Source organism: Frankia sp. CcI156 (assembly GCF_001983015.1).
In the GTDB taxonomy this organism is placed as follows: domain Bacteria; phylum Actinomycetota; class Actinomycetes; order Frankiales; family Frankiaceae; genus Frankia; species Frankia casuarinae.
Genome location: NZ_MOMD01000107.1, coordinates 1 through 4583, shown reverse-complemented (window position 1 = coordinate 4583; position 4583 = coordinate 1). Strand labels below are relative to the sequence as shown.

Annotated in this window: 5 protein-coding genes; 1 reads left to right on the top strand and 4 read right to left on the bottom strand. The window is 66.6% G+C overall.

All coding sequences use genetic code 11. The annotated features are described in order from the left end of the window. The first annotated feature begins 725 nt into the window (after positions 1-725). A complete protein-coding gene (locus CcI156_RS23310; protein ID WP_011435544.1) occupies positions 726-1454 on the top strand; it encodes a tyrosine-type recombinase/integrase in 729 nt (242 codons plus the stop codon). A 102-nt stretch (positions 1455-1556) separates the two neighbouring features. On the opposite strand, the gene CcI156_RS23305 is transcribed toward CcI156_RS23310, so the two are convergent. From CcI156_RS23305 to CcI156_RS23285, 4 genes are all read right to left on the bottom strand, one after another. Then, the gene (locus tag CcI156_RS23305; RefSeq protein WP_011435543.1) at positions 1557-2000 is read right to left on the bottom strand and encodes a hypothetical protein; all 444 of its coding nucleotides are present in this window, start codon (positions 1998-2000) and stop codon (positions 1557-1559) included. Positions 2001-2002: 2 nt separating this feature from the next. Beyond that, positions 2003-2701 carry a DUF433 domain-containing protein gene (locus tag CcI156_RS23300; RefSeq protein ID WP_254847586.1) on the bottom strand — a complete coding sequence of 233 codons (699 nt, stop codon included), beginning with the start codon at positions 2699-2701 and terminating at the stop codon, positions 2003-2005. A 640-nt stretch (positions 2702-3341) separates the two neighbouring features. Continuing rightward, positions 3342-3722: a type II toxin-antitoxin system death-on-curing family toxin gene (locus CcI156_RS23290; protein WP_011435540.1), complete on the bottom strand. Its 381-nt coding sequence runs from the start codon at positions 3720-3722 to the stop codon at positions 3342-3344. Next, complete coding sequence (locus tag CcI156_RS23285; protein ID WP_076808279.1) at positions 3719-3916, bottom strand: ribbon-helix-helix protein, CopG family; 198 nt, start codon at positions 3914-3916, stop codon at positions 3719-3721. The genes CcI156_RS23290 and CcI156_RS23285 overlap by 4 nt, the downstream gene beginning before the upstream one ends. Between the last annotated feature and the right edge of the window lie 667 nt (positions 3917-4583).

Sequence of the window (4583 nt, the reverse complement as noted above, 5' to 3'; positions counted from 1 at the left end):
CGTCAGCACCATCGCCACGATCAACCCCTCCCTACCCGCCATACCTAGCCTAGACTGACGATGACCTCTGTCTCACATCATCTTGGCAGGTAGGGCAACGAGCCGCCTTGCAGCCGTGATCGCAACCGAGTCGGGTTCGGGATTCGCCGAGTGCCGCGCGACCGGAGCGATCAACCTCTATCAGTCGTCTTGRCATTCGCGTTGCCGGCGTAGCCGGCTCGACGGATCTTCGCGTGGGCCGGTTCGACAGACACGGTCGGGCCGTTGACCTGCAGGTTTAGGTTCGCATTAGTGCTGGTTGGGTGCACATCGCAGCACTGACCAGGCATGCAACGTAGTAATTGCAGTCTGATCCGTCAAGCTCAGCGGTGACCGAGATGGTAACGTTTTSTCATAGTGGAGATCATTTCTGGGGTCGATCCCGTCTGGTGGCTCCTGCTCGACGGATGGGACCAGAGCCTGCAGACCGTCGGGCGCAGCGTCGAGACCCGGACCGCGTAGCGCAAGGCCGGCGTGGCGTTCGTCAACTGGCTMGCGGCACTGCCGCCGGCGCCTGCCGGCTGGACACCGCCGCGGACTGGCGTCGAGCGGCGCGCGGCCCGGCGCGCGGCCGCGGACGCCGGCGCCGAGCAGATGCCGACATACCGGCCGGGCGCGGCAGACGAGATCAGCCGGCAGCACGTCGAACAGTTCCTGATCTCCTTCGCGACCGAGCGGACACCGCGATGCCCGGACGGACGATCCGGCTCGACGGTGAATCAGGCGTTCCGCTCGCTCCAGCAGTTTTTTTGTGGCTGCTCGCCGAGGAGGAGCTCGACGCCTCGCCGATGGAGCGCATGGAGCCCCCCAAGATCGGCGAGCGGGTGAAACCGCTGCTCGTACTCGACCAGCTGTCCGCCCTCGTCGCCGTGTGCAAGGGCAAGGATTTCACCAGTCGACGTGACGAGGCGCTCGTGCGCGTCTTCGCGGACTCGGGCGGCCGTAGAAGCGAGGTCGCCGGCCTGACCGTCGCCGACGTCGACCTCGGCCGCAAGCGCCTGCTCGTCACCGGCAAGGGCGACCGACAGCGACACATCGCCATCGGCGCTCAGACCGCGCTCAGCCTGAACCGGTACCTGCGGCGCGGCCACCACCGACATGCCACTCTGCCCGCGCTGTGGCTGGCCGGCCGAGGCACCGCGATGACACCGTCGGGCGTCTACCAGGTGGTACGGCGCCGCGGCCGCGAGGCCGGCATCGACGTCCACCCCCACCTGTTCCGCCACGCGCTCGCCGACGCCTGGCTCTTTGCCGGCGGCGGAGAGCAGACCCTCGCCGACCACATGGGGTGGAGCACCACGCAGATGGTCCGCCGCTACGGCGCCGCCGGCCGGTCGCGGCGCGCTCAGAACGAGCACGAGCGCCTCGGCCTCGGTGATGCCTGCCGGCTGATCAGCCCCCGTCGCGTCAGCTAGCCGGCGGGTCCAGAGGGTGCCGATGCCCGGCGATCCATGCGAGGACTTCGTCCTCTTTCGACGAGCGGTAGTTCACGCCGACACCAGCGGAAACGCCTCACCTCACGACTCGTCCTCCTGCCCTCTGAGGTCCTGCGGGACCGGGAGCGTCAGCTTCCGTACGCCGGCCTGGGTCAGCGAGTAGAAGAAGGGCCCCTTCTCCTCGACCAGCGGCTCGATCTTGCCCCAGTGCTGGACGACCATGCGCAGCATGTCCCACCGGGACATGCTGCCGCTCTTGGTCAAGAAGAGGCCCTTCACCTCGCTGGCCAGGAAGATCTGCTTCTCGACGGCGCGACACCGGATCATGTTGTCGCGCGTGATCAGCAGCAGGCCTTCCTCGCCGACGTAGGGCAGCCAGCGAACGTCCTTCGTCCCCAGCGTGATCGGGCAACGTCTGTGGCCGGGATGGATGACGTCGGTTCGCACCGCGGCGAGCGCCTTACCCAGGGGCAGGGTGTTCTCGTTGACGAAGAAGCGCGCCTGGAGATCGGCGGCGGCGTTCATGCTCAGGCTGCGGTCTCTTCCTGCTCGCGGAGACGCGCTTCATAGCGGACCGCGGCCTCAACATCAGCATCGGGGAGCTCGTAGACCTCGGCGATCCCTGCGATCGAGTCGCCCGCAGCCCACAGCTCGTACAGGTTCGCGGTGCGGGTGTTTCGTACGACGGGCGCGCCGAAGCCGAGCAGCGGGTCGAGTACCACCTGCCGGCCGGTGGGGTCCGGGTATAGCCGCAGAGCCTCACCTCCCTTGCCGTCGCCGGGAGCGAACTCGACCTTGGCAAAGAAGTCCTGCGCCTTCGGCGCGAGCACGAGCTGGCCGTCGTGGACGCGGACCATCTCCAGCGAGGTCGCCAGGCCGACTTCCTCCTGAACCGCCATGACCACGTCGCGGCCGAAGACGTACGGGTGCATGTGCGCAAGCGGGTACGGCACGCCGAAGCGTTCCCGTAGCCGCTGGACGACGAGCCGCATCCTCTGTAGCGAAACACCGCGAACGCGGTACTCATGCAGGTAGCCGGCCTCGRCAAACTCGCCCCACGTGACCAGATCGCGGCCGGTGTGCTCGGGACGGATCACCGGCTCGTAGTGGGTCTGTCCACGGGTGTAGCCGTCGATCCACGACCGGAGCCGGGCAGGCTTCACCGCGAGCAGGTGAGCGGCCTCGCTCATCGAGTAGATCTCACGTTCCAACACCGTGACAGTCACATCGACATCATGGCTTCCTCCGGTCGCATGTACCCCGCTTCGACGCGCCAACGGGGTAGCTCATATCGGACATTTGCTCACGCAGCGCGTCCGAGCGTCATTTCTCACCCCTCCACCCGGGGCGGTTCCGATCCAGCCACGCCTCCACGTCGGCCCGATGCCAGAGTCGTAGCCGGGGATGATCCAAGATCGGGTCGGGGAAGCCCTTCGCGTTCGCGATGCGGCTGGCGTACTCGCGCGAGACTCGCTCGCCACTTCGGGAACCGCGTCCGAGGAGATCGCGGAGCTGATCGATGTCTACGGCGTCTTCCAGGTCCCCGATAGTGACGATCTCGTCACGTGGTCGGCGGGACACCCCGCGGACGCTAGGCGCGGGCTCCTGCATGCGCGGGATGGACTGTCCACCTGCCCTGTAGGAGGCCATGGCGCACTACGGTGCCCCGCTGATCATCACAGCCCGTCGGCGTGCTGGCCGGCGGGCCGGRTGACACGCCGGATGACCAGGCCGAACCAGCCGACGGCGTGCCCGAACGATCAGAAGTCATCCCTCGACCGAGATCACGACAGGGACGGAACACAGGCTAGTTCACAAAGAATCTTGTCCTAAAAATCTTGACAAGTTCCGGACGGCCAYGGGTCCTCACCGACGGCTCCGGGTCGCCCCTTCAAGGATCTTGGTGATGTCCTCGACGGAATCGTGGACACCGGACGCGATGCTCATCACGAGRTCGTAGGCCTCGTCGTTGGTCAGCGTCAGGCGACGGCCGTTGACACCGTAGAAGGCGATCAGACCGGCAAGGGCGAGCCGCTTGTTCCCGTCGACGAGGGCATGGTTGCGAGCCAGTGAATGCAGGAGCGCGGCGGCCTTGCCGTCAAGAGAGGGATAGGCGTCCCGGCCGAACACCGTCGCCCGCGGGCGCGCGAGAGCGGATTCGAGCAGGCCGTGGTCCCTGACCACCGGATCGGAACCGATGGCCCGCTCGGCGATGTACAGCAGTTCGCGAAGCGTCAGGTAGATCATTCGCCGAGCCAGCGGAGCGCCTCGGYGTACCGCGGCAGCTCCTCGTCCAGCACCTGATCCAGCAGTTCCGCCCGGCTGTGTGCCTCGATGTACTCCCGGATCGCCTCCCGGGCGATCTCCTGCATCGACCGCTGTTCCAACTCCGAACGCAGACGCAAAGCCTCTGCCTCGTCATCCGTCAAGCGCAGTGTCATCGCCACCACCCGACGGTATCACCGCTGATACCGCCGCCGGGACTCGCGCCATGGTCGCGACGCCCGGTTCCTATCCGATCTTCTTGGCGTTCGCATCGCCGTGTAGCCGGACCGCCGGATCTTCGCGTGGACGGGCTCGACGGAAACGGTCGGGCCGTTGACCTGCAGGTTTAGGTTCGCATTAGTGCTGGTTGGGTGCACTCACCGACGCCAACGAAGATCGACATATGCCATAACCTGCGGCTTGACTACCCAATGGGGCGGTCTGCAACCAGCGAGGCCGATGGCTGCAGTACATCGACCTGCGACTGTGGGTTCGAGTCTTGTTGGGTCGACCCCAGCCGCGCTTGATCATAAGGTCCATGCCTCGCCCACCAGCGAGTGTTGCGCGAGTTGCACCGCTCGGCCGCCGCATCACCGGCGTCGTCGCGCCGGGCGCACCCTTCCCCTCACGGCAGACTCGGAGATCCAGGAGGATCAGCCCGGGGCGAGGCGCGCTGTCCGTTAGCCGATACTAGTAGGACTTCGCTAGGTGACTCCGGATAGGTGTTGTGTGACGTTGGGTGTGGGGTTGAAGGGTCGTTGGCAGGTGGGGCAGGCGCCGGTCCAGACGGCGAGCAGGGCCTGGAGGGTGCGGAGGACTCCGTAGAGGGTCAGGCCGGCGCAG

Coding starts and splice junctions, on each gene's coding strand:
- CcI156_RS23310 (WP_011435544.1), top strand. CDS start 726: ATGCCCGGACGGACGATCCGGCTCGACGGTGAATCAGGCGTTCCGCTC.
- CcI156_RS23305 (WP_011435543.1), bottom strand. CDS start 2,000: ATGAACGCCGCCGCCGATCTCCAGGCGCGCTTCTTCGTCAACGAGAAC.